Below are 24,235 nucleotides of genomic sequence, written 5' to 3'. Positions count from 1 at the left end.
CTGAATTACCTGGACACGCGGGGATCTTTACGACCGCCGCATCTGCTCACACCGCGAGGAACGACCCGTCTTCCCCGAGGACGTAGACGCTGATCAGGCCGATCTGTAGCAGGCCGGCGAGCAGGAACGCCAGCGCGATCAACGTGCGGGTGCGCACGCTCTCGGGCAAAAGCATGGCCGCCAGCAGCGCGAGCCCAAGCCCACCCAGCCCCCAGGTGAGGCTGTCAAAGCTCGCAGCAAAAAGGGCGTGGTCCAGCACGAAGGCCCACGTCGGTGACAACATGAGCGCAAAGGCCAGAATACGGACGGCGGATTCCATACCTTTGCTCTGCATAAACCCGGCCAATGTTGAGCGGGCGTCCAAATGGGCCTTTTCAAACAGCCGTATATGGGGCACACTCCCAGGGCTTTCGTGGCCATGCCTCCTCGCTCTGACGACACCCCCTCGCCCGCCGGGCACCGTTCCCGCCTGCGGCACCGTTTTGCCCAGACGGGGTTCAACGGCTTTGCGCCGCACGAGGTGGTCGAGCTGCTCCTCACGCTGGCCATCCCCCGGCGCGACGTGAAGCCGCTGGCGAAGCTGCTGATCCAACGCTTCGGCTCCCTGAAAGGCGTGCTCGATGCCGACCCGCGCGATTTGCAGGAGATCGACGGCATGGGCGAAGCCAGCAGCCTCGTCTTCCGCCTCGTCCGCGAAGCGGCCGACCTTTACCTGCAGCAGGGCATCGAACGCGGCGAATTGCTCCAGAGCGGCACCGACATCGAGGCCTATTACCGCCACCGCCTCGGGGGCTTGCAGATCGAAGTCTTTGAAGTGGCCTACCTCGACCATGCCAACCGCCTGATCCCGAACGCCTTCGACCGGGTGGAAGAGGGCGATTTCGATAGCGTCTACATCTACCCCCGCCGCATTCTCGAAACGGCCCTGCGTAAAAAAGCCAGCGGCATCCTCCTCGTCCACAACCACCCCACCGGCCGCGCCCAGCCCTCCGGCGCCGACATCCAGTTGACCAGGCAACTCCAGCTCGCCGCCAAACCGCTGGAGCTTCGCATCGTCGACCACCTCATCATCGCCGGCCAGGACGTCTACTCCTTCCGCCGCGCCGGGGTGATTTAGGGGGCTGCGGGGCAGACTGTGCCGCAGTGGCACATCTCCGAGGTGCAAACTCTGATTCGTTACTGTCCCGGTGGTGTCGGACGCGAGGCGTCCTCAACCACCGGCTATCTAGCTGTCATCCCTCCGGGATGCTCGATGCTCCTGCAAGCCAGAACTTTGCACCTCTTAGCGTAGGGTTGAGGTCAGCCCCTCACCCGCCCACTAAAAAAGCAGCCTCCTTCGCGAAAGCTGCTTTTCAAAATAAACCGGCTCTCGGCCCTCTCCTCTATTCTGCGGTGCGCAGGGGGCGGTCGAGGGTGAGCTTGTATTGGTCGAGGATGCCGTTGATGAAGCGCTTGGCATCGGGGTTGGAGAACTCCTTGGAGAGATCGATCGCTTCGTTGATGCTGACGATGGGGGGGATGTCGCGGCGGGCCATCATTTCGTAGATGGCGAGGCGCAGGATCGCGAGGTCGATCTTGGCGATGCGGCCAAACTCCCAGTTCTTGGCGTAGCGTTTGATCACTTCGTCGATCTCTTCGCGGTGGTCGAGCGCGCCGTAGATCAGCTCTTCGGCAAAGCTGTAGTAGACGCGCTCGCGCTCCGGGTCGATCGTTTCGAAAAACGCGCGGATGTCGCGGTCGAGGCGCAAGCGGGTTTCCGGTGGGTTGAAGGACCACTGGAAGAGGTATTGCATCGCAGCGACGCGATTGTCTCGTCGGCGGGAATTCTTCACTACAGTTTCCAAGGATCTTCGGGGGAAGGGGGCTCTTCATCGCCGGCGCCCCACTGGGCGGCTTCGGCGGCACGGATGGCATCGATCTCGTCGAGGCGGCCGACGAGGCGGCGCTTGACGTCCGCCATTTGCAGGGCGGCTTCGCCAAAGGCGCGGCCTCGGCCGGTGGGGCCGGCGCTGCGTTCGACGGCCTGGGCTTCGTTGTTGACCGTCACGATGCCGTTGATAACGGGGATCTCGGTGTCGATGGCCACGCGCTGGAGGGCCTGCGCGGTGCACTCGGCGATGATCTCGTGGTGGCTGGTGCCGCCGGCGATGACGATGCCGAGCGCGATGATGCAGTCAAACTCGTAGGTCTTGGCCAGCATGGCGGCAGCGTAGGGCACTTCTTGCGAACCGGGCACACGCACCGTCTCGATGTCTTCGGCGGCGACGCCGGCACGGTCGAGGGCGTCCAGGGCCTGGACGAGCAGGTCGTCGACATGGCGCTGGTTGAAGCGCGCGGCGACGATGCCGAACCGCAGCCCGGCTCCATCAATCAGCGCGGCATTGGGAAAATCTTCGCTCATCGGGTGAAATCAGCAAACGTAAAAGATCGGCCAATCTGCGGCTGGCCGGAAGACAAGTCAAGGCAAGGGAAGAGAGGATTTGCCAACGCGGGCCTTCTGACGCATGGTGCGCGTGCCATGCAGGTCGCCGATTCGCGCATCCCTTTCGTCCCGCCACCCGCTCACAGCCTGGCCGAACGGCTGGGCCCGGGCCATCATGCGCACCGGCTGGAGCGCCACCGGAGCCGCAAGAGCATCGCGCTGGAGCGGCGCAACCTGCTGCAGCACGCCGGGCGCTTCCTCCCCGTCAACCGGCTGGTCGAGTGGGGGCTGCGGGCCACCGGTCTTTACAAAAGTGCCCGACAAGAATTTGTGCAGCCCCGCCTGGTGCACCTGGAGCACCGTTGCCCGCGCTGGCCCGCCGACCTGGACGGCTTGCGCATCCTGCACCTGACCGATCTCCATGCCGACATCGCGCCGGACCTGGTGGCGGCAGTCGTCGAGGGGGTGCGCGGGGTGGAGTGCGACTTGTGCGTGATCACGGGCGACTTCCGCAACGATTACGACACGCCGCAGGAGCTGGTGCTGCGCCTCAACCGCGAGATCCTCGCCGCCCTGCCCCAGCCCGTCTACGGCACCCTGGGCAACCACGACGAGCTGGAGTTGGCGGAGCCGCTGGAGGCGACCGGCCTCATCCGCCTGTTGATGAACGAGCACGTGGTGCTGCCCTTCCGGGGCCGCCGGTTTACCCTCGCGGGGATCGACGACACGTTCTTTTACGAGACGGGGGACCTCGCGAAGGCCTTGGATGGGGCTCCTCCAGCGGAGGAGTGCCCGCGCATCCTCCTGCAACATGGGCCCGACCTCAAGGTATCGCGCGAGGCCGATGCCGCCGAGGTGGCGTTTTCGCCCTGCGGCCACACCCATGGGGGGCAACTGTGCCTGCCCGGGGGCCGTGCCATTGTCGCCATCGACGATCTACCGCGCCGCGTGATCGCCGGGGGCTGGCGCGAGGGCGAGATGGTGGGCTATACCAGCCGGGGCACGGGGGGCTGCCGGGTGCCCGCGCGGATCAACTGCCCCGGGGAGATCACGCTGCACACGCTGCGCCCGGCCTGAGGGCGGCGGCGGAAGGTGCTGGTTCTCAAAATACAACGACACGAACGCCGCTTGGCGGTCAGGTTGCACCGTTGGCAGCGCAGGGGGAGGAAAAAAAGAGGCTCGTCCTGAAAGGGTTTCTGGCGGCGCAAGATTGGCATAAATGGACGTTTTTTACATCGGGGCGCGCCTTTTTGTGAAAATTTTGCGGGTGAAACAGGCATTTGGAACATCTTCCGTACTTCCCTGCCTTAAGTGAGTCAGATTGGTAGCCGATTTGCTTGAAGGACTAAGGGCCAGATTTTTTACAAATCGCCCATTCAAAAAAAACCGACTCAAAGTAGCGGTCATCCTTCCGATTTAGGGTAAAAACCCCTGCCCAGCCGCCATGCCGCAACCATCGCAACTTTCCTCGTCCGACCAGAGGCTCCAGCAAATCGTCCGCTACTGGAACGGGTGCTTGCGATTGGTGGGGCCGTTGCCCCCTGTGGCGCTGCAAGCGCGGCTGCACGCCTGTTACCGCCACCTGGGCTATGCCCCACCCCGCCACCGCGTGGTGGTCGGCAGCCCCTTGGCCGGTGCGTTGCTGGCGAGTTGGCTGCACGATTACGAGACTCCGGAGGCGAGCGAGATGGTCGACATGATTTACGACCTCAACAAGCTCCTGCTCCAGGATACCCGCGAATGGGCCCACGAGCGCCTGCGCGACGATGCCAGACAGGCGATTGAGCGCACCGTGACGGCACCACTTTCCGAAGGCACGGGCAGCAGTTTGCCCGAATTTGTGCAGCGTGCCGTGTGGCGCGACGCCCTGCACGCCCAATGGGGCCGCCAGGGGGATATCTGGCAACAGGTGGCCCAACAGGCCAACGGCGCCCTCGCGCAGGTGCTTCCCGGCCTGGCCGAGCTGGACTTCGACGTGCTGCCGCCCAATGCCGATGCGGTGGTCGAGGCCAGTCTGCTCTCCGGCCTCGGCAATCTCGGGGCCAGCGAGCTGGCGGAAATCGAGGCCAGCGCCGCCCTCCTGGGGCCGAGCGCACATTTTTGGACAGTGCTGCCGCTGCGCCAGATCGCCCGCGTCTGTTCCATGTATTGGCTTTTCGACGATCTGGCCATCGCGGCCCAGTTGCCCGACCGCCTGCACCTCGACGAGGCAGGCTTGCCGCACTGTGCCGACGGCCCGGCCATGATCTTCCCGGATGGCTGGCAGCTCTGGGCCTGGCACGGCGTCCGGGTAACGCAGGCGACGATCGAAGATCCTGCGCACCTGACTTTGGCCGATGTGGCGCGCGAGCCTTGCGCCCAGGCCCGCCGTGTCATGCTGGAGCGCATGGGCCTCCCGGCCGAGCGCGCCGCCCTCTCCCCCCTCCGCTCGGTGGCGGAAGATGGGGCGATGCGCCTCTTTCAGGCCGATTGGGCCGAGCGGGGCTGGCAAAGCGAAGCTGGAGCCTACCGCATGTTTCTCCAGCGCCCCGCGCACCCCGACCCTTCGCGTCGCAATTATCTGGAGCCGGTGGCCGAGCATTGCAACTCGCTGGCCACCGCCCTCGAATGGCTCGAAGAAACCGCCTCGCCTTCGAGCTGAGGGGGGGGCACCCCTACCACTCCTGCACGCGCACGGTGAAGTCTTTGCCTTCCCACTTGGCGGAGTCGGTCCAGTAGAAGGTGAAGACGACTTCGGCGCCTGCTTCGAGGTCTTCGGTCGGGAGGTCGGCCCAGTGGATGGCGCCATTGGCCTGGGTCTCGAGGTCGTGCTGCGATTTCCAGCCGTCGGTCGTGTAGCGGACGCGGGCCGGGCTGGTGAGCATGAGGCGTAGCGTGCGGTCGGGCTGCATACGGGGCACGGGCGTATCGAAGCGCCACATCGCGCGGGCGGGCGGCGGCTCGTCTTCGCCTACGTAGCGGGCGTGGGCGGAGGGGGCCCAGCCAAAGACCTTGCCTTCGTGCAGCGAGCGCGAGAGCTGGAGGAAGCTGGAATGGGCCCACACCAGCGGGGTCGCGGAGCCGGTAGGCTGCCCGTTGAAGAGGCACTTCTCCGGGATGTCGTCCTCGTCCCACACCTGTTCGGCCAGCAGGCCGCAGCGGCTGGCCATCCGGGAGACGGTCTCGTAAAGGCGCTTGGCCTCGTCGCGATTGCCGCGGGTCAGCTCGAAGTTGGCGCGCTCGGCGGTCAACAGGGGCCAGGGGCGACCGATGCCAGCCTCCTCAAACGGTTCGCCGCCCGGGCGCTCGCCATAGCCGTCGTAGCGGTAGCGATACCAGCCGGGCCCGGCCTTCGTCTCGCAACGGGTCGTCGCGTCGATGGCCTTCAGCGTGTTCTCGATCCGGGGGTCGTTGGGGTGGCGCAGCCCGAGCCAGACGAGTGACAGCGCGTCGGCGCTCGACAGCTCGCCTGCGGGCACGGCGTAGGGCTCTTCCATGCGGTTGGCCAGCGTGACTTTCGCGCCTGCGGGGTCGCCGCCCGAGACACCGGCAAAGGGCACGGTGCGCGGGTAAAAGCCGTCGATCTCCAGCTCGCGGGTGAGGGCGGTATCGGTCACGTAGAGCCAGTCGTCGATAAAGGCGTTCCAGTCGTCCGCCGTTTCTTCGAGCAAGGTGGCGAAGGCGTCGTCGCCATAGGCGCGGGCGAGGTGTGCGCCGGCGATGAGGCCGGCCACTTCCGCTGCGAGGGTAAAGATGGGGTAACCGCTGACTTCTTCCCAGCGGTCTTGCGCGGTGCCGGGGCCGTTGACGAGCAGGTGCTCGGCCGCCTTACGCACGGCGGGCCAGACGTTGATGCCTTTGAGCACGTCGGCATGGTGGAGCACTTCGGCCAGGAGCAGCGCGTAGGCGGTTTCGTCGGACTGGTTGGCGGTCCAGTAGGGGCTGCCGTCGAGCCACATGTTTTGCGCCCAGCGGCCATCTTCCTCCTGGTTGCCCAGCAGGTAGATCAGCGATTGCCGGGCCGACTGCGGGTCGTCGACCGCCAGGTAGCCCAGCGCGGCCTCCGCCAGGTCGCGCGGCCACACGAGGTGGTAGCCGCCGGATTCGCTGTTGCCGTCTTCGTGCGAGCCCCAGGGGTAAGACAGGCTGGCGACGAGCGCGCCGGGGTATTGCTTGCCGTCGTGCACGCGCAGGACCATGCGGCTGGTGTGGAGCAGGTCCTGATCGGCTGCCTTGAGGTCGGGCGCGCTGCAGCCCTTGAGAAAGTCGCGCCAGGCGTCGGTGTAGACGTCGCAGACGGTCTGCCAGCCTTCGATGATGGAGGCGTGTGCGTGGTGTGCGCCTTCTGCCGCGCTCCGGCCAAAGGAGAGTGCGGAGAGGATCCACTCGTCGCTGCCGCCCAGCTCGATTTCGCCGCAGAGGGCGACATTGCCGTCGGGCGCCCGGTGGTAACGCTCTTGCAGCTCGCCCTGCTCCTTCAACTGCTGCCAACCGTCGCTCACGCCCACGTAGCCGACGGAGCGGGCCAGCCACGGGCGATCACAGGCAGCGACCAGCCACACGCCCTGCCGCTCGGCACAGAGGTAGGGGCGGCCCTTGATGTCCATGGCCAGCGCGTTGTTGTGCGCGCCGCTGTTACGCAGGTGGGGGTTGATGAGCTGATACAGGCGGTAGTCTTCGCGCCGGCCCTGCAGCGCCTCAAAGCGGACCCGCTGGAGCAGCACCTCGCGCGCGGGGTGGCAGATGATCTCCTTGTGAATCCGGTAGCGGCCTTGCTTGCAGGTGTTGGTGACCTGGTAAAACGGCACGCCAGGTTCGAGGATCTGCGTCTCGTGCTCGGTATCGACGCGCTCTTCGGAGAAAAAGCCGTCGGGGCCGGTGACGAGGAAGCCGGTGTCGCGCAGGTTGGCCGTGTCGATCGTCGGGTAAAAGACCTCCTTTACCACGCCCTGCCCGAGCGTGAACCAGACGAGGCTTTCGCGCTGGAAGGCGGTCCCGACGCCGTCTTTGACGGTCGAGGACCAGCGTGGGGCAACTCCCGGCTTACCGGGCGCGAATTCGGCCGTGAACGGTGCGCTCATGCCGCCATGATTACACGAACCCACCGGGTGTTCAAGCTATCCGCGCCGTCTTTAACGGCCCGCATCTTCGGCGAACGCAACGATGCACCTTCTTCGGCTCCAGCACGTTGCAGATGGCAAAGCCGCCTGACCCGTTCTGAAGGGCAAACGGCTGTTTTACGCTCCAGATCAAGCCTTTATCAACGTTATGCAACGCAAGAGGGAGGGGATGGTACGGCACCTGCCACTACTGCGGGCATGTCTCCCTGTTTCAGCCTCCGTCTACCGATTCTGGGGGTGGCCGCACTCGTGCTCGGCGGTTGCCACCAGGCCAGCGACTTCCATGCGGAGCGCCCGGAGGTGCCGATGCCCGGTGCATTTCGTGAAGTGGCGCAGGAAACGGTGCCGCCGGAGCAGTGGGCCGATATTTGGCAAGAGCCCGAGCTGGCCGACTTACTGGCGCAAACCTTCGACCGCAACCCGAGTTGGCAACAGGCCTGGTCGCAACTGGAGGTATCCCTCGCGCAAGCCCGCCAAGCCGGGGCCGGGCGGCTCCCGACGCTCAGTGCCACCGGGCAGGTGCAGCGCAGCAAGCAGCCGATCATGGGCCCCTCCGCCGCGTTGGCCGGGGGTGGTCAGCAGTCGCCGGGCGGGGGACAGGGGCAGGACGTCCCCGACGCTTACACCGACACCACCTACCGCGCCGGGCTCGCCGCCTCGTGGGAGATCGACCTTTGGGGCCGCCTCGCCGCGCAGGAGGCCGCCGCCGAGCGTCAGGTGGCGGCCACGCAGGCCCAGATCGAGGGCCTCGCCATTTCCCTGGCCGCGCAGGTGACGGAGGCCTTCCTGCAACTGCGCACCGCCGACGCCCGGCTTGCCTTGCTGCAGCGCCAGCTCGACGCCGTCGACGACCAGATCGAGCTGCTCGAACGCCGGGTGGGCCAAGGGCAGACGTCTGCGCTCGACCTCGCCCAGCAGCAACAGACGGCGGAGCAGTTACGCGGGCAGCGTTACCTCGCCCAGGCAGAGCGCGACCAATTCGCGCACCAGCTCGCGACCTTGACGGGTCGCCCGCCGCAAAACGTGACCTTTGACGCTGCGCCGCAACTGCCGCCGCTCCCTCCCCTGCCCGCGCCCGGCTTGCCGCTGGATCTGCTGGAAAACCGCCCCGACCTGCGGCAGGCGTATTACGAATTCCAGGCCTCCGATGCCCAGGCGGCTGCAGCCGCTCGCGAAGGCTTGCCCGCCCTGAGCCTCTCCGCAGACCTCTTTTGGCAGGCGACGGAGCTGGAAAACCTGCTCGATACAGTGTTCTGGACGCTTGCAGGCGAGGCCCAGCAGTCGATCTTCGACGGCGGGCGGATCGCGGCGGGGGAAGACATTGCCCGCGCCCAGGCCGATGTGGCCCGCCTCTCTTACGCCCAAGCGTGGCTGGATGCCCTGCGCGAGGTGGCCGACGCCCTCAGCCAGGCCGAGCAGCTCCAGTCTTACGAAGCCAGCGCCGCCTCGCAGCTACGCCAGAGTGAGCAGAGCCTCGAGCTGGCCCGTAGCCGCTTCGTGAACGGTGCCATTGATTACTTGCGCGTGCTGGAGGCCGAGCAGGGTCTGCGCGACGCCCAGATTGCGCTGCTCGAAGCCCGCCGCGACCGTTGGCTGAACCGCCTACAGCTTTTCCGCGCCGTCGCCAGCGACGAAGCCCTGCCCACCGCCGTCCGCAACCCCCGTGCCTCCTCCGCCTCATGAATCAGAAACGCGCCAAGTTTCTCCGCCTCGGCCTGCCGGTGCTCGTCCTCTTGCTCGCCATCGGCATCACGATGGCCCTTTTCGTTTTCAAGCAGCCACCGCAAAAGGAACAGCCGCAGACCCTCGGGCCGGTGGTCGAGACGATGACGGTGCAGCGCCGCTCCGAGCCGCTGGAAGTCCATGGCTACGGCAGCGTGATGCCCGCCCGCCGCGCCTGGATCCAGACGGAGGTGGAGGGCAAGATCGTGGAGCTGCACCCGGCCGTGCGCCCGGGAGGTCGCGTAAAAGCCGGGGAGCTGCTGGTGCAGGTGGACCCGCGCGTTTACCGCCACCAGGTGGCCGAGGCGGCCGGACAACTGGCCCAGGCCGAGAGCGAGCTGGCACTGGAAGAGGGCCGGCAGGACGTGGCGGAGTTGGACTGGGAGTATTACCAGCAAAACGTCGAAAACGAGGCCCCGGCCGACCGTGCGCTGGCGCTGCGTGAGCCCCAGATGGCGAGCGCCCGCGCCCAGGTGCAGACGGCAGCCGCCCAGCTCGACCGCGCCCGCCTGCAGCTCGACAAGGCCAGCATCGCCGCGCCGTTCGACGGCTTTATCCGGCAGGAGGATGCGGAGATCGGGCAGCTCGTCTCCCCGCAGACACAGTTGATCGAGTTGATTGGCGACGATGTCTTTTGGGTCGAGGCCAGCCTGCCGGTGCGCCAGCTCGACCGCCTGCGCATCCCGGGCTTTAACGCCACACCGGGGCAAGCCTCCCGCGTGCGCGTGATTCAGGAGCTGGGCGAGCGCCGGATCGAGCGCGAAGGCCGCGTCTCCCGCCTTTATGGCGATCTCGATGAAAACGGCAGCATGGCGCGCGTGCTGATCGAGGTCGAAGACCCCTTGCGGCTGCCCTCCGCCGAAGCCGAACCGAGCGAAACCCCGGAGCTGCCCCTGCTGCTCAACGCTTATGTGGAGGTGCGGATCGAGACGCCGATGGAGCGCCCGCTGGTGGAGGTCCCGTGGTCGGCCTTGCGCGAGGGCAACCAGGTATACGTCTACCGCGAGGGCAAGCTGCACCTGCAGCCGGTCGACATCGTGTGGCAGACGCCGGAACATTTTTACGTGGGCGACGAGTTGCAGGAAGACGACCGCCTCGTCACCTCTCCGCTGTCCAACCCCGTCCAGGGCATGAAGCTGCGCCGGGCCGAAGAAGTCGAACGGCAACGGCAGCAGAACCAGCAGGGCGGCCCCGGCCAGGAGTCGGGCGGCCAAACTTCAACGTCCAACGCTTCCGCGTCCTGAGCCATGGCCGAGCAAGACAACGACCAGGCGAAAAAGGACCCGATGGCGGGCCAGAAGGGCATCGTGGCGTGGTTTATCAGCCACCCTGTCGCGGCCAACCTTATCATGCTGCTCTTTTTGGCGGGCGGGCTGCTCACGGCCTTCCGCGCACAGCAGGAGGTCTTCCCGCAGGTGGAGCTCGACCAGGTGACGATTTCCGTGCCCTACCCCGGGGCAGGGCCGGAAGAGGTCGAAGAGGCCATTATCCTGCCGATCGAGGACGCGGTGCGCGGGGTCGACGGGGTGAAGGAAGTCCGTGCGTCGGCCTCGGAGGGCAGCGGCACGGTGTTGGCGGAGTTGATTACCGGCACCGACCGGCAGCGGGCGCTCAACGACATCAAGAACGAGGTCGCCGCCATCCGCTCTTTCCCCGCCCAGGCCGAAGAGCCGATCATCACCATCCCCGACAACCGCACGCAGGTCATCTCGCTGATCTTCCACGGCGAGGCCACGCCGCAAGAGCTGAAGATGCTGGCCGAGGAGGTGCGCCAAGACCTGCTGCACCAGACGCCGATCACTTATACGGAGCTGGACGGCTTGCCGGAGCCGGAGATCAGCATCGAGATCCCGCAGGCCAACCTCCGCCGTTACGGGCTCTCGGTACAGGACGTGGCGCAGGCCGTCGACGCCGCCTCGATCGAGCTGCCGGCGGGCGCGCTGGAGACCCCGAGTGGCGACTTGCGCCTGCGCGTGACGGAGGAGCGCGAATACGGGATCGAATTTCGCGACGTGGCGGTGATCCGCGAGCCCAACGGCAGTGTCGTGACGCTGGCCGACCTGGGGGCGGTGGTCGACGGCTTTCGCGACGAAGACATTGCGGCCTACTTCAACGGCGAGCGCGCGGTGCGGCTGAAGATCTACCGCGTGGGCGACCAGACGCCGCTGGAGATTACGGGGTCCGTGCGCTCTTACCTCGAACGCAAGCGCCTGGAGCTGCCCAAAAACCTCTCCATCACCACCTGGAACGACAGCAGCGAGATTTTCCGCGACCGCATCGGCCTCTTGATCGAAAACGGGCGCCTGGGCGTGATCCTGGTGCTGATCATTCTCGGCCTGTTCCTGCGGCCGCGCCTGGCCTTCTGGGTCACGCTAGGGCTGCCGATCTCGCTGCTGGGCGCGTTTATCTTCATGCCGGTCTTCGACGTGTCGATTAACATGCTCTCGCTCTTCGCGTTCCTGCTGGTGCTCGGCATCGTGGTGGACGACGCGATCGTGGTCGGCGAGGCCATTTCCGACCGGCGCAGCCAGGAAGACAACCCCCGCCTCGCGGCCCTGCTAGGCACCAAGGAGGTGCTCGTGCCGGTGGTCTTCGCCGTGATGACGACGATCGTGGCCTTTTCGCCGCTGCTCTTCGTGCCGGGCGTGGCGGGCGAGTTCTTCAGCGAAATCCCGCTCATCATCATCCCCATCCTGCTCATCTCGCTGGTGGAATCGCTGCTCGTGCTGCCGTCTCACCTGGCCGAGCACGCGGGCGACCCGAACAAGAAGCCGGAGGGCAAAGGCATTTTCGCCCGCCTCAGCCGGGCGCAAAACCGCTTCTCCGAGGGCTTCCGCTCGTGGGTGGACGCTCATTACCCGCCGGTGATCGAGCGCGTGCTGCGTTGGCGTTACCTGACGCTGGCGGCGGCCTACGGGGTGTTGATCATCGTGATCGGCTTTGTCGCCAGCGGCTATCTGCCCACGACCTTTATCCCCAACATCTCCGGCGACCGCGTCTCGGTGGCGCTGACGATGCCCTACGGCACTTCGCAGGAGCAGACCGAGCGGGCGATGCGCCAGATCGTCAACGGTGGGCGCGCGGCGCTCGACGAGGCCCGGCAGCAACAGGGTGACGACCAGCAGGGCGACATCGCCGAGGGCATCTTTGCCATGGTGGGCTCGCAGGCCACCAGTACCGCCGGGCCGGGCAACTTTGGCGGCACGCCCGGCGGCAGCCACCTCGCCGCCGTGGAAGTGTCGCTCGTGCCGGGGGCCGACCGCGCGATCTCGACCCGCGACTTTGCAGACCTGCTGCGCGAGAAAATCGGTGAGATCCCGGGCGCGGAGACTTTTCGCGTGAGCTACGATACCGGGCCCGCCACCGGCTCCGCCGTCTCGATCCAGCTCGTCCACAGCGACCTGCGCACCCTGGAGGCAGCCTCCGCCGAGCTGGCGGAGCGCCTGCGCCGCTATAATGGCGTGCGCGACGTCGACGACGGCTTTCAGGAGGGCAAGGAGCAGATCGACCTCACGCTGCGCCCTTCGGCCCGGGCGCGGGGGCTGACCGAGGCCGATCTGGCGCAGCAGCTGCGCGGCTTGATCTTTGGGGCCGAGGTGGAGCGCCAGCAGCGGGGGCGCGACGAGTTGCGCGTCTACGTGCGCCTGCCCGACGACGAGCGCAACACGAGCTATTTGGTCGACAACCTGATCCTGCGTACGCCGCAGGGGGGCGAGATCCCTTTGCCCGAGGCCGCCTACTTCGAGCGCGGGCACTCCGCCACCACGATCAACCGGCAAGACGGGCGCCGCGTGGCCGAGGTGACGGCCGATGTAGACGAGCAGGTGACGACCGGGGGCGAGATCACGGCTCAGGTTCTCGCCGCCGAGTTGCCGGAGCTGAAGCAGCGTTACCCGGGGCTGGAGCAATTCGTCTCGGGCGAGCAGGAAGACCAGCAGGAGTCGATGGCTTCGCTCCAGACGGGCATGCTGATCGCGCTGCTGGTGATGTACGGCCTCATGGCGGTGGTCTTCAACAGCTACCTGCAGCCCTTCATCATCATGCTGGTGGTGCCGTTCGGGCTGGTGGGCGCCGTGATCGGCCACCTGCTGCTCGGCTACAACCTCAGCATCATCAGCATGTTTGGCCTGGTCGCGCTCAGTGGTGTGGTGGTCAACGACTCGCTCGTGCTGGTGGCGGCCGTCAACGACCGCAGGCGCGAGGGCATGGACCTGCACAAGGCGCTGGTCGACGCGGGCCGCCGGCGCTTCCGCCCGGTCGTGCTCACCTCGCTGACCACCTTCATGGGCCTCGCGCCGATGATCTTCGAGACGCAGGTGCAGGCGCGCTTTATAATCCCGATGGCGATCAGCCTCGGCTTTGGCGTGCTTTTCGTGACGGTGATCACTCTCCTGCTGGTGCCGGCGACCTATCTGGCCGCCGAAGATGCCCGCCACCGGGTGAGCGCCCTCGTGCACCGTGCCCGGGGCAAAGAACCGCCGCCGCACCCCTCCGTGCAAGGCGCAGCACCGCGTTGAGTTACGAAATCGTAACAAAGCGGCACTTATGTTACATTTTCGTGAAGACAAACCCTTGATCTTTACAACGGGTGTGCCGTCAGCCGTAGATGGGGCGTGGAGGTATTGTCTGAGCAACGGTGGTGCGAACCGGAGGCCATCCCTCTACGTGGACTTCGACTTATCCGATATGGACACAATTGTGATGGTAATCGGTTTTCTGTTGGCGGCGTATGCGATCGTCGCCAACGACTCCATACAGACGCTGGGCACGTTCCTGGCGTCGAACAGCAAACGCCCTTGGTGGCTGCTCTTCGCCTTCGCCTCGACGGTGATGGTGGCCACGATCCTCTGGGGGTGGTTCCATGGAGACGCGACGCACGGCCGTCTGGCAAAATTTCCTGAGTTCTCGGAGATCCAGTTCAACTGGACTCACCTCATCGCACCCGCGATCCTGCTGGGGCTGACCCGCTTCGGCTTCCCCGTCAGCACTTCGTTCCTGATCCTGCTGGTGTTCATGGGCTCGGCCCTGCCCGGCATGCTGGAGAAATCGCTGCTCGGCTACGGCGTGGCTCTGGTGGCCGCCCTCGTGATCTATGTGGGCATCGCCAAGGTGCTGGAGCAAAAGTGGCACCGCAAGCCGGCGGTGATCGGCGCCAATGGCGACGGGACGGCCCATGTGCCCACCTCCGAAGGCACGCTGCACATCAAGGCCCAGGAGCCGCACACGGGCTGGATCGTGGCCCAGTGGATCTGTACGGCCATCCTCTGGAGCGGCTGGCTGACGCAGGACCTCGCCAACATCTTCATCTACCTGCCCCGCCCGCTCGACACCAGCTGGCTGGTCTTGGCGCTGGTGTGGATGGTCGCGGTGCAGGGCTTCATTTTCTACTCGCACGGCGGCGCGATCCAGAAGGTGGTGCTGCAAAAGCGCAACACCGTCGACATCCGCTCGGCCACGTTGATCGACCTGCTCTACGGCGTGCTGCTCTGGTATTTCAAGTTCCACAGCAACATGCCGATGAGCACGACCTGGGTCTTCATCGGGATGCTCGCCGGTCGCGAAATCGGCCTGCGCATCATGGAGCGCCCCACCTCCGTCACCGTGGGCGTGCGCCTGGCCGCGCTCGACCTGGCCAAGGCGGGCACGGGCCTCGCCGTGAGCGTGCTGATCGCCCTCGGCCTGCCGGTGCTCAACAGCGCCCTCGCCGGTGCCGTCGACATGAGCACCTTCCAGAGCACCTTCAATCAAGTCGCGGCCGCCATTTCGCTGGTCGCCGTGGTTGCCCTGCCGCTCTACATCATTCGCACGAGCCAGCTCGAAAACGAGCTCCAGCCTGCGGAAGCACGGGCGTAGGCGGCCTCGCAAACGATTCTTTCTCCAAGCGCGGTCGGGAACCTTCCCCGCCGCGCTTTTTCGTGCCCGGGTGATTCAACAATAAGACCGAGGGCCTTCTTGCCCTTCCTGGCAAGCGGCGACAGGCTCGGGCCGATGCGTTTCTCTACCCCGTTCGCCCTCCTAGCCCTGACTCTCTTTCCCGTGCTCACCCCCGCCGCTCCAGCGGAGGAAGACCCGCCCCCCGTGCTCTGGTACCAAGAGCCGGCCACGGAGTGGGTCCAGGCCCTGCCCGTGGGCAACGGGCGGCTCGGCGCAATGGTTTTTGGCGGCATCGGGCAAGAGCGCCTGCAGCTCAACGAAGACACGTTGTGGGCGGGCGGCCCTTACGACCCGGCCCGCCCGAACGCACGAGACATCCTGCCCGGCCTCCGTAACCGCCTGAACCGGGGCGAGTATCAGGAAGCGCAGGACCTCGTGCAGGAGCGCTTCATGGCCCAGCCGATGCAGCAGATGCCGTATCAGACGATCGGCGACCTGCTCATCACCACCTCCATCCTCGAAACGGCCCGCGATTACCGCCGCGAGCTGGACCTCGATACGGCCATCGCCCGCACGACCTTCCGGGCGGGGCCCACCGTGCACGTGCGGGAGGTCTTTGCGAGCCCGGTGGATCAGGTGATCGTCGTCCGCCTCAGCGCCAAAAACGTGGAACGGCCCGACCGCACTGGCCGGCTGGGCTTCACCCTCGGCTTTCAGTCCCCGTTGCCCGCCACGAGCCGTGTCGAAGGAGATACGCTCGTGCTCAGCGGCACCAACACGGGCATGCAGGGCATCGAAGCAGGCCTGAAGTTCGAAACCCGCGTGCGTGTGCTGCTCGAAGATGGTGCGGGCGAAATCGTGCCGCTGGGCCAGCAACTGCGGGTCGAACGCGCCGAAGCCGTCGTGCTGCTGATCAGCGCCGCCACCAGCTACGTCGACTACCAGACTGTGAATGGCGACCCGACGGCGAAAAACCTGCTGGCCCTCGAAAAGGCCGCCCTGCGCAGTTACGACGCGCTGAAGGCGGACCACGTGCGCGAACACCAGCGCCTCTTTCACCGCACTACGCTCGACCTCCCGGCCACCACCCCGGCGGCCAAACTGCCGACCAACGAGCGCGTAGTCGCCTTTCAAGAGGCCGAAGACCCTTCGCTGGCCGCGCTGTATTTTGATTACGGGCGCTATCTGCTGATCTCCAGCTCCCGCCCCGGCTCCCAGCCCGCCAACCTGCAAGGCATCTGGAACGACTCGATCAACCCGCCCTGGGGCTCGAAATACACCATCAATATCAACACCGAGATGAATTACTGGCCGGCCAACCCCACCGGCCTCGGTGAGCTGAACGAACCGCTCTGGGCCCTGCTCGAAGACCTCGCGAAGACGGGCCGCCGCTTTGCCTGGGCGCATTACGGCACCGGCGGCTGGGTAACGCACCACAATACCGACCTCTGGCGCGCCTCCGGCCCCATCGACTCGGCCTTTTACGGCATGTGGCCCTGCGGCGGCGCCTGGCTCAGCACCCACCTCTGGCAGCACTACCTTTATACGGGGGATCGGGCCTTCCTCCAGCGCGCCTACCCGATCATGAAGGGCGCGACGGAGTTCTTCCTCGCCAACCTCGTGGAAGAGCCCAAGCACGGTTACCTCGTCACCAGCCCCTCGATGTCGCCGGAAAACGCGCACCACAGCGGCCTCTCGATTGCCGCAGGGCCGGCGATGGACAGCCAGATCCTGCGCGACCTCTTTGCCCAGACGGCCGCCGCCGCCCAGATCCTCGGGCGCGATGCCGACTGGCGTCAACAGGTGCTCGCCACGCGCGACCGCCTGCCGCCCGACCAGGTGGGCAGCCAAGGCCAGCTCCAGGAATGGCTCGAAGATTGGGACGCCTCTGCTACCGATCAGCAGCACCGCCACGTCTCCCACCTCTACGCGCTCTTCCCCAGCAACCAGATCACCCCCCAGCGCACGCCCGAGCTGAGCGAGGCCGCCCGCACGACCCTCAACACCCGGGGCGACCGCACCACGGGCTGGGCCATCGCCTGGCGCATCAACCTCTGGACGCGCCTGCACGACGGCGACCGCGCCTACTCGATCCTCAAGCTGCTGCTCGACCCTTCGCGCACCTACCCCAACCTCTTCGACGCGCACCCGCCCTTCCAGATCGACGGCAACTTTGGCGGCACCTCCGCCATGGTCGAGATGCTCCTGCAAAGCCACCTGCCGCTCGATCCGCAGTCGCTGGCGGGCGAATCAATGCAGTTCGAGCTCGATCTGCTGCCCGCCCTGCCCAGCGCCTGGCCCGACGGCTCCGTCCACGGCCTGCGTGCGCGCGGCGGCTTTGAGGTGGATCTGGAATGGAAGGGCGGCCAGCTCCAGCAAGCGACCGTGCGCTCCCTGCTCGGCAACAAGGCCGTGCTCCGCCACGGCGACGCCACCCGCGAAGTCTCCCTCCCCGCCGGCGAATCCCTGACCTGGGACGGGCGGTAGGGCGGTGGCACCACCTCGCCCCACGCGCTCTGGGAGTGCGCCGCTCCGCGGCGATCTGGTTTAGCGCCAAGCGAGTTTGAAGATACGGTCGCTGTAGTGGACCACCGCAGCCTGCTCCAGAATCCAGATCGGCGCAGAGCGCCGCACTCCCAGATTACCCCTTGTCCCTCTTCCTCACAGCCCGCCCAACAGGTAGGTCACGAAGTTGACGAGGTTGAGCACCGCGAGGCCGAGCAGGATGACGAAGCTGAGGAAGCGGAGCTTGTTGAGCGAGCGCAGACAGATCTCGGGCTCGATCGAGCGGCCGAGCCAGGCGAGCAGGATAAAGAAGCAAAACCAGGCGGCTTGCCCGAGCAGGAGGCCGCCGAGGAAGGCCGGGAGCCAGCCGATGAATTCCCAGGGCTCGGGGTGACGCTCGGCCAAATTGAGCGCGCCCAGGCCGAAAACGTAGGTGCCCCAGAATGAGAGGGGGCGCTTGAGCGCCTGCCACACGAGGCCGCGCCGTTGCTCGGGGTCTACCTCCACCACAAGGCCGGTCAGGGGCGGGGCGCGGCGCACGGCGAGGGCCGAGATGAAGAGCCAGATGGTGGCCAGCCCCCCGAGGATCAGCGCCAGCGGGTGTGCATACCACCAGGCGACGAGCCAACCGGCGCTCAACAGGCCCACGGCCCAGGCGGTGCCGCCCGTGAGCGCGAGGAGCACGGCCAGCGCGAGGCGCACGTAGCCGCTGTAGGTGAGCTGGCAGAGCCAGACGGTGGAGCTGGCAAACGAGGCGGCAAAGAGCAGCCCGACCCAGGCCCCGGCGATTAACGACCAGAAGGGGTCACTCATTGCGGAGCGGCGGCGGTTCTTCCGCGCCTTCGATCGTCCAACCCATGCGGGTCTCGATACTGCCGGGGAGGACTTCGATCTCGTGATCGCAGCCGATGGCGGCACACAGCTCGCTCATGCGCTCCTGGATTTCGGCAAAAATCTCGGCGCGCCGGGATTCGTAGAGCCACGAGAGCTCCAGCCGCGGGCCGTGGCGCTCCAGGCGGCAATGCAGCGTGCCTTGGCCGGTGACTTCGCCGATCTGGAACATGATGCAGGCCACGAGGAAGTCGCGCCAGCGCGATTCGGGCACCGGGAGGCGGGCGCTCTCGGCGTTGGTGTGGCACTCCCAGCGCATGCCGCGCGGCAGCAGGTCTTGCAACAGGGCCTGATTGGTCTCCAGCCACGCGATGGCTTCGACGCGGGTGGAGCTGCTGTCTTCGGTCAGGATCTCGCGCATGTGGGCGAGCTGGGTCTTGAGCATCTGCGCGGCGAGGTAGACTTCCTGCCAGTCTTCCTTCGATTCCTCGTCTGGCTCTTCGTCGCGCCAGCTTTCGGCCAGCGAGAGCACGCCCAGGAGCTGGTTGCCGCCGTCGTGGAGGAGCTTGCGCATGGCTTGGGCACGGGCTTCTTCCGCCCAGGGGGCAAAGCGGCTGAGGTCGAGACAGTTGGGCATGAGGGAGTTTAATTGGGCACCGGCACACCGGCGTCGCGATACTGGCGAAGCTTGTTGCGCATCGTGCGCAGGCTGATGCCGAGCTGCTCGGCCGCGCGCGTGCGGTTACCTTGGAAAGCGTTCAGAGTCATCAGAATATGCTCTTGTTCGATTTGTTCAAGGGGCGGAAGGCTTTCCGGCGCCAAAGAGGTGAAGGCATGGCGCTGGAGGGAGGGGGTGCCCTCTTTTTTGGGCGGGGCATCGGCCCTGCCGGCGGCGGTTTCGAGCCCCAGGGCGGCGGGCTGGATGCTGCCGCCTCCGCTGGTCATGATGACGGCGCGCTCGATCAGGTTGCGCAGCTCGCGCACGTTACCGGGCCAGGGGTGGTCGAGCAGGGCCTGCAGGGCTTCGGGGCTCAGGCCGGTCACTTCCACGCCGTGCTGGCGGCGGGCGAGGTCGATAAAGTAGCGGGCGATGAGGGGGATGTCGTCTTGCCGGTCGCGCAGAGGCGGGTTGTAGATGGGGAAGACGTTGAGGCGGTAATACAGGTCTTGGCGGAACTCTCCGCGCTCGGCGGCTTTTTGCAGTTCGCGGTTGGTGGTGGCGATCACGCGCACGTCGACGCGGATGGTGCTGGTGCCGCCCACGCGCTCGAATTCCTGCTCCTGGAGCACGCGGAGCAGCTTGGCCTGGAGCGCGGGGGACACCTCGCTGATCTCGTCGAGCAGGATGGTGCCGCGGTCGGCGAGCTCGAAGCGGCCGGCGTGGCGGCGGTCGGCCCCGGTGAAGGCGCCTTTTTCGTGCCCGAAGAATTCGCTCTCGATCAGCGTTTCGGAGATGGCGGCGCAGTTGACGCGGATGAAGGGCTGGTCGCGCCGGTCGCTGTTGCGGTGGATTTCCTTGGCGATCAGTTCTTTGCCGGTGCCGCTTTCGCCGTGGATGAGCACGGTGGCCTGGGTGGGGGCCACGCGGCGGATCAAGTCCTTCACCTGTTGCATCTGGGCGCTCTGGCCGATGAGGAGCGAGTCTTTCTGCTGCTCGTCGGCCCCGCTGTAAAAGCGGGTGAGCTGGCGGACGCGGCGGTAGTCTTCGGCTTTTTTGACGACGACGTCGATCTGCTCGTTGGGGAAGGGCTTGATCAGGTAGTCGAAAGCGCCGGCGCGCATGCACTGGATGGCCGAGTCGGCGTTGCCGAAGCCCGTCATCATCACGACCATGGGGGCGTCGGGAAAGTCGGCGATCTCCTTCAAAAACTCGGAGCCTTCACCGTCGGGCAGGCGCTCGTCGAGGAAGATGAGGTCGTAGGCGAGCTGGTTGAGGCTTTTGCGGGCCTCTTCGAGGCTTTCGGCGGCGCCGACCTGGTATTGGCGCTTGCGCAGCCACGTGGAGAGCGCTTTGCGCACAATGCGCTCGTCGTCCACGATGAGGATGCGGTCAAACGCCATGGCGCTCTAGCTAGGCAACATTTGCCGCCACGACAAGCTTCATTTGTTCTGGGCCGGCTGGTCGAGGGGCGGTTCGAGGTTGGTGGCGCGCACGCGGCCATTGGGTACGTGGCGAGGCGGGGTCACGCGCACGTCGATGCGCTCCGCGTTATAAGGCTCGTCGATCTGCACCGCCACGTGGTCGCGGAAGTTGCTGATGACCTCGGTCGAGCCGTCGTAGATGACGACTTCGAGGTCGATCCCCGACTTCATGTGGCTGCCCGAAAAGCGGATGAGGTGATCGAAGCGGACCTTGTTGGAGGGCGGGAGGAGGGGGCGCAGCACGGTGTCGCCCCAGGCTTCGGGGGAGCCGCTCTGAGCCACCTTGAGCCGGCCGTCGGTATCTTCCTCCGCTCCGAGGTTTGCGGCATCAAAGGCGGCGGAGGCCTTTTGCACCTTGTATTCCTGCCCTGCATCCAGCTCGCCGCCCTGGATCTGGTGCGGGTAAGTCTGGGTGGTGTAGCGGGAGGCCCCGATGATCAACCGGCCAAAGACGTTCCAGCAGTCCTTGAACTCGACCACCGCCGGCACGTTCATCTCGTCCCCGGCGTAGAAAATGTTGACGTAGTCGAAATTCACCATGTTGCAGTTTTCGAAGATCAGGGCGGGAGGGGCATCGCCGCGGATCGTGTGGTAATTGGTCTCCAGCTTGCGGCCGTCGAAAGTGATGTGGTTGGCGGGGCCTACGATCTTGACGGCCGTGCCCCGGAAGCCCTCCATCACGCGGGCGCCGAAGAAGAGCTGGTTGGAGCTGTATTTGGGGCCCGGGCGAATCTCGATGGTGGGGATATCCTTGCCGTTGCCGCCGCCCATGAAGCGGGAGAAAAACTGCGAATCGAAGACCTGCTCGCCGTAAAAAAGCCGATACCCACCCTCACGCATGTGCGGAAAAGGGCCGGTGATCGTCACCGACTCGTCGAACATAAGGTAGGCGACGCGGCGGGCCTCGATCAGGTTGGTGCTAAAGGATGAATCGCCACCGTAGATGGAGAGGTTGTCGAGGTGGAGGGAGCGGAGCTGCTGGGCCAGCGTGGGGCCGCCCTCCATCAGCAGGCCTACCCCGTCGACGGTGCGGCGCAGGATGGAAGCCCCTGGGCGCCCCCAGTCGCGCCCCGGCTCGGCCACCTGCCCGGTCAACCGGCCATCTTGCGGAAAGCGAATGGGCTCGCTGCCGATGTTGTAGTGGCCGGCGATTTCGACCACGCGCGCGATCTGAAAGGCGGCATTGATATGGGGGGCATTGTGCTCGCCCTTGACCCCGTAGCCGGTTGCGCCAAACCACTCGGGGCGGGAGCGTGCGTTGCGGATGGGGCCTTTCAGGTTTTTGGCGCTCGTATCGATCCAAGCCGCCCGGTTGTCTTGCACCCAGTGCTGGAACTGCCAGACATCTTCTTCGTCGGCGCGGACCATGATGCCGCCGGCGGGGATCATGACCAGTGGGCGGCGCAAGTGGATGGCCCCGGCGAGGTAGGCGCGCCCGCCGTCGAGCAGCAGCGGCTGGTTGCTCTGGCGGAGATACTCGGCCAAGGCGCGGAAACGCTCGCCGTTGACCTCCGCGTCGGCAGGGTCGTCGGAGGTGCGCACGCCGGCCCAACGCCAGGAGATGCCTTGCCCGCCCGGTTCGTCCAGCCTGCGCCAATAGGTTTGCGTGCGGCCGGGCCCGTTGGCCTGCCAGATGGTGACGCCGTTTTCGGCGTCTTTACCGAGCAGGCCCGAGCGGTCGAGGTAAAACTCGCCGCCCCCGCCGTCGCCCTGGCGGTCGAAATTATGGGCTACTACAATAGTGCGGTGCTCCAGGCCGTCCACCGGGTAACGCGCCATGTCTTCGATCGTGGGGAACTTGAGCAACACCGCCGGGAGCGCGGCCACCAGTGCCGTCCAGAGCCAAAGCCAAGCTACGAAGCGCCCGCTACGGGTGAGCCGGGCACCCATCGAGATACCAGATACGCAAGCCATGCGGCATACCTTGCCACGGCAGCGCAAAACGACAAGTAGAAGCCGCCTTTCGAGGCCCTTCTACCCGATGGCTTGGGGCCTTGTATCCACAGGCTTACTACGATAAGCCATCACGACCATACCTACGCCCACCGCGAGGAACACGAGCGAATAGCAGGTGCCCCGGCTCAGCCCGAGGATCAGGGCGGCATCGGGCTCGCGGAACACTTCGCCCACCACGCGCAGGAGCGAATAGGCGATGAGGAACTCGCCCGTGAGCAGGCCCGGCTTGACCGCCGCCGGGTCGCGCTGCCAGAAGCGCCACTGCACGTAGGCGAAGAGCACCAGCCCCTCCAGCGCGGCCTCGTAGAGCTGGGAAGCGTGCCGGGGATTCACGTAGCGGCCCAGTTGCTCGCTGTAGGTGATGAACTGGTCGGCCCGCACGGGGGCCTCGGGGAAGATGACGGCGTATTTGAAGTCCGTGACTTTGCCCCACAACTCGCCGTTGATGAAGTTGGCGAGGCGGCCAAAGAACAGGCCGGGAGCTGCCGTGGTCGCCACAATGTCGGCCAACGCGCGGGTGCTCACCTGATAGCGGCGGGCGCAGAACCAGATGGCGAGGGCCACGCCGAGGAAGCCACCATGGCTGGCCATCCCCCCGTCCCACACCGCAAAGAGCCTCAGCGGGTTGGGGAAGAGCAGGCCCGGGTCGTAGAGCAGGGCGTAGCCGAGGCGGCCACCGGCAAACACGCCAATGACGAGGCCGTAAAAAAGGAATTCGCGCCGCCCGGCATCCAGGAAGGAACGGCCTTGGCGGTAATAGAGGCGCAACAGCCACCACGCGAGCAGCAGGCCGGCAATGTAGGCCGCGCCATACCAACGGGGCCCCACCCCTTCGCGGATCTCAAAGATGAAGGGATCGAGGTTGTGTACCCAGTAAGCCAGCGCGAAGAGCGAGTCCATCGCCGGCAATAGACGGCCATCGGGCGAGGATGGTCAAGGGCGAAGGAGACGCCGGGAGGTAAAAGCGCGCGTAGCGGTTAGGACGCTGGGGCGCGCTACTTCTTGGCGATGATCCAGATCGCGTGGATGATGCCCGGGATGTAACCAAAGAGGGTGAGTACGATGTTGATCCAGAAGTGAAGGCCGAGGCCCACCTGCAGGAATACGCCCAAGGGCGGCAAAAGGATGGCGAAAATGATGCGGATAACGTCCATGGCGATACGGGTTTAGGCAGGGATGGCGGTCGGCTCGGCGCGGGCTTCTTCGCGCACGCCCAGATGCTGGAACTCCTCGAAGGCAGCCAGCTCGTCTTCGGCGGCAAAACGCAGACGCTCGGCCACTTCACTCAGGCCCAGCTCTTCGGCAATGGACTCAGTAGACTGATACAGCGCGTGCTTGAGCTGCGTAAGCGCGGAGACCAGCGAAATGATGCCACGGTCGACCACGCGGGGGTCGCCCTCGCTGGAGACGAGGTCTTCCACCTCGATCATGAAAGCTTCGGAAGGGATGCAGCGGCCACCGAATTGCACGGTGTCGAGGTGCTCAAAGCAGGTGGTGAGGCGGCGGATGTTCTTGGCGCTGAGGTCTTCGTAGTGCGCCAGAGCCAGGGTGAGGCGGTTGGAATTGGCAGCAATGCGCAGGGCCGGGATGGTGTCGACCATCTTGTCTTCGCAGTCCCAGTGGTTGCGCAGGCGTTGAACGAGAAGATTCTGGAGGTTGTGCAGTTTCATGATGCGGAAGTGGA

19 protein-coding genes are annotated in these 24,235 nt (G+C 65.9%); 8 read left to right on the top strand and 11 right to left on the bottom strand.

Translation table 11 applies throughout. The features are described 5' to 3' along the window. Positions 1-46 precede the first annotated feature (46 nt). Entirely contained in the window at positions 47-319 is a 273-nt protein-coding gene (locus Q7P63_04800; protein ID MDP0499401.1) for a hypothetical protein, read from the bottom strand. 99 nt (positions 320-418) lie between these two features. Between Q7P63_04800 and radC the strand changes: the two genes are divergently transcribed. Further along, positions 419-1,117 carry a DNA repair protein RadC gene (gene radC / locus Q7P63_04795; GenBank protein ID MDP0499400.1) on the top strand — a complete coding sequence of 233 codons (699 nt, stop codon included), beginning with the start codon at positions 419-421 and terminating at the stop codon, positions 1,115-1,117. 265 nt (positions 1,118-1,382) lie between these two features. Here radC and nusB read toward each other — a convergent pair whose 3' ends face one another. Next, positions 1,383-1,832, bottom strand: coding sequence for a transcription antitermination factor NusB (nusB, locus tag Q7P63_04790; GenBank protein ID MDP0499399.1), 450 nt, complete (start codon positions 1,830-1,832; stop codon positions 1,383-1,385). Next, complete coding sequence (ribH, locus tag Q7P63_04785; GenBank protein MDP0499398.1) at positions 1,832-2,401, bottom strand: 6,7-dimethyl-8-ribityllumazine synthase; 570 nt, start codon at positions 2,399-2,401, stop codon at positions 1,832-1,834. Before ribH ends, nusB begins: the two co-directional genes overlap by 1 nt. 117 nt (positions 2,402-2,518) lie before the next feature. On the opposite strand from ribH, the gene Q7P63_04780 reads away from it, so the two are divergent. Both Q7P63_04780 and Q7P63_04775 read left to right on the top strand, forming a co-directional pair. Further along, complete coding sequence (locus tag Q7P63_04780) at positions 2,519-3,499, top strand: metallophosphoesterase (GenBank protein MDP0499397.1); 981 nt, start codon at positions 2,519-2,521, stop codon at positions 3,497-3,499. Between the two features lie 367 nt (positions 3,500-3,866). After that, a complete protein-coding gene (locus Q7P63_04775; GenBank protein MDP0499396.1) occupies positions 3,867-5,063 on the top strand; it encodes a hypothetical protein in 1,197 nt (398 codons plus the stop codon). A gap of 13 nt (positions 5,064-5,076) precedes the next feature. On the opposite strand, the gene Q7P63_04770 is transcribed toward Q7P63_04775, so the two are convergent. Continuing rightward, a complete protein-coding gene (locus tag Q7P63_04770) occupies positions 5,077-7,482 on the bottom strand; it encodes a glycoside hydrolase family 15 protein (protein ID MDP0499395.1) in 2,406 nt (801 codons plus the stop codon). Between the two features lie 237 nt (positions 7,483-7,719). Here Q7P63_04770 and Q7P63_04765 point away from each other — a divergent pair, with 237 nt between their 5' ends. The 5 genes from Q7P63_04765 to Q7P63_04745 all read left to right on the top strand — a co-directional run bounded on the left by Q7P63_04765 (position 7,720) and on the right by Q7P63_04745 (position 17,604). Next, the gene (locus Q7P63_04765) at positions 7,720-9,204 is read left to right on the top strand and encodes a TolC family protein (GenBank protein ID MDP0499394.1); all 1,485 of its coding nucleotides are present in this window, start codon (positions 7,720-7,722) and stop codon (positions 9,202-9,204) included. Further along, positions 9,201-10,487, top strand: coding sequence for an efflux RND transporter periplasmic adaptor subunit (locus Q7P63_04760; GenBank protein ID MDP0499393.1), 1,287 nt, complete (start codon positions 9,201-9,203; stop codon positions 10,485-10,487). The genes Q7P63_04765 and Q7P63_04760 overlap by 4 nt, the downstream gene beginning before the upstream one ends. A 3-nt stretch (positions 10,488-10,490) precedes the next feature. Then, entirely contained in the window at positions 10,491-13,760 is a 3,270-nt protein-coding gene (locus Q7P63_04755; GenBank protein ID MDP0499392.1) for an efflux RND transporter permease subunit, read from the top strand. 169 nt (positions 13,761-13,929) lie between these two features. Then, a complete protein-coding gene (locus Q7P63_04750) occupies positions 13,930-15,096 on the top strand; it encodes a hypothetical protein (GenBank protein MDP0499391.1) in 1,167 nt (388 codons plus the stop codon). Positions 15,097-15,279: 183 nt separating this feature from the next. Then, positions 15,280-17,604, top strand: coding sequence for a glycoside hydrolase family 95 protein (locus Q7P63_04745; protein ID MDP0499390.1), 2,325 nt, complete (start codon positions 15,280-15,282; stop codon positions 17,602-17,604). Positions 17,605-17,778: 174 nt separating this feature from the next. On the opposite strand, the gene Q7P63_04740 is transcribed toward Q7P63_04745, so the two are convergent. From Q7P63_04740 to Q7P63_04710, 7 genes are all read right to left on the bottom strand, one after another. Next, positions 17,779-18,435 carry a hypothetical protein gene (locus Q7P63_04740; GenBank protein ID MDP0499389.1) on the bottom strand — a complete coding sequence of 219 codons (657 nt, stop codon included), beginning with the start codon at positions 18,433-18,435 and terminating at the stop codon, positions 17,779-17,781. Next, positions 18,428-19,090 carry a hypothetical protein gene (locus tag Q7P63_04735; GenBank protein MDP0499388.1) on the bottom strand — a complete coding sequence of 221 codons (663 nt, stop codon included), beginning with the start codon at positions 19,088-19,090 and terminating at the stop codon, positions 18,428-18,430. The genes Q7P63_04740 and Q7P63_04735 overlap by 8 nt, the downstream gene beginning before the upstream one ends. Before the next feature lie 8 nt (positions 19,091-19,098). After that, positions 19,099-20,514: a sigma-54 dependent transcriptional regulator gene (locus Q7P63_04730; protein ID MDP0499387.1), complete on the bottom strand. Its 1,416-nt coding sequence runs from the start codon at positions 20,512-20,514 to the stop codon at positions 19,099-19,101. Positions 20,515-20,553: 39 nt separating this feature from the next. Beyond that, the gene (locus tag Q7P63_04725; GenBank protein ID MDP0499386.1) at positions 20,554-22,485 is read right to left on the bottom strand and encodes a hypothetical protein; all 1,932 of its coding nucleotides are present in this window, start codon (positions 22,483-22,485) and stop codon (positions 20,554-20,556) included. 84 nt (positions 22,486-22,569) lie between these two features. Then, positions 22,570-23,451 (bottom strand): prolipoprotein diacylglyceryl transferase, encoded by an 882-nt coding sequence (gene lgt / locus Q7P63_04720; GenBank protein MDP0499385.1) that lies wholly within the window; start codon positions 23,449-23,451, stop codon positions 22,570-22,572. Positions 23,452-23,546: 95 nt separating this feature from the next. Next, complete coding sequence (locus Q7P63_04715; GenBank protein MDP0499384.1) at positions 23,547-23,705, bottom strand: YqaE/Pmp3 family membrane protein; 159 nt, start codon at positions 23,703-23,705, stop codon at positions 23,547-23,549. Between the two features lie 12 nt (positions 23,706-23,717). After that, a complete protein-coding gene (locus Q7P63_04710; GenBank protein MDP0499383.1) occupies positions 23,718-24,221 on the bottom strand; it encodes a DUF892 family protein in 504 nt (167 codons plus the stop codon). Positions 24,222-24,235 lie beyond the last annotated feature (14 nt).

Source organism: Verrucomicrobiota bacterium JB022, from assembly GCA_030673845.1.
Lineage (GTDB): Bacteria > Verrucomicrobiota > Verrucomicrobiia > Opitutales > Oceanipulchritudinaceae > WOUP01.
The sequence above is the reverse complement of the archived record's forward strand: the minus strand, read 5'-3'. Positions and strand labels throughout refer to the sequence as shown.